Raw genomic sequence first — 281 nt, 5'->3', positions numbered from 1 at the left:
CACCTGACCGGTTTCCGAGACCTGCGCCTCGGTGCCGAAATTGGCGATCTGGTCCTTGATGACCTTGGAGATTTCTGCGGCGCGGATATCCATTATCTTCAGCCCTTCATCGCGCTGGCGAGCGCATTCAAACGGGTACGGATCGACGAATCGATCATCTGGGAACCGATGCGGACGACGAGCCCGCCGAGCAGCGCCGGATCGACCGACAGGTCGACCGACACCTCACGCCCGACACGGGTACGAAGCTGCTGCTTCAGTTCGGAAATCTGGCTCTCGTC

The 281-nt window shown here is 60.5% G+C and carries 1 protein-coding gene; it reads right to left on the bottom strand.

The features are described 5' to 3' along the window. Positions 1-98: 98 nt before the first annotated feature. A partial coding sequence (locus AC0IYH_RS31100) for a F0F1 ATP synthase subunit delta (protein WP_471838044.1) occupies positions 99-281 on the bottom strand: 183 nt, incomplete at its 5' end.

It is taken from the genome of Pseudomonas sp. AC463 (assembly GCF_979253585.1).
This window is presented reverse-complemented; position numbering and strand designations above follow the sequence as displayed.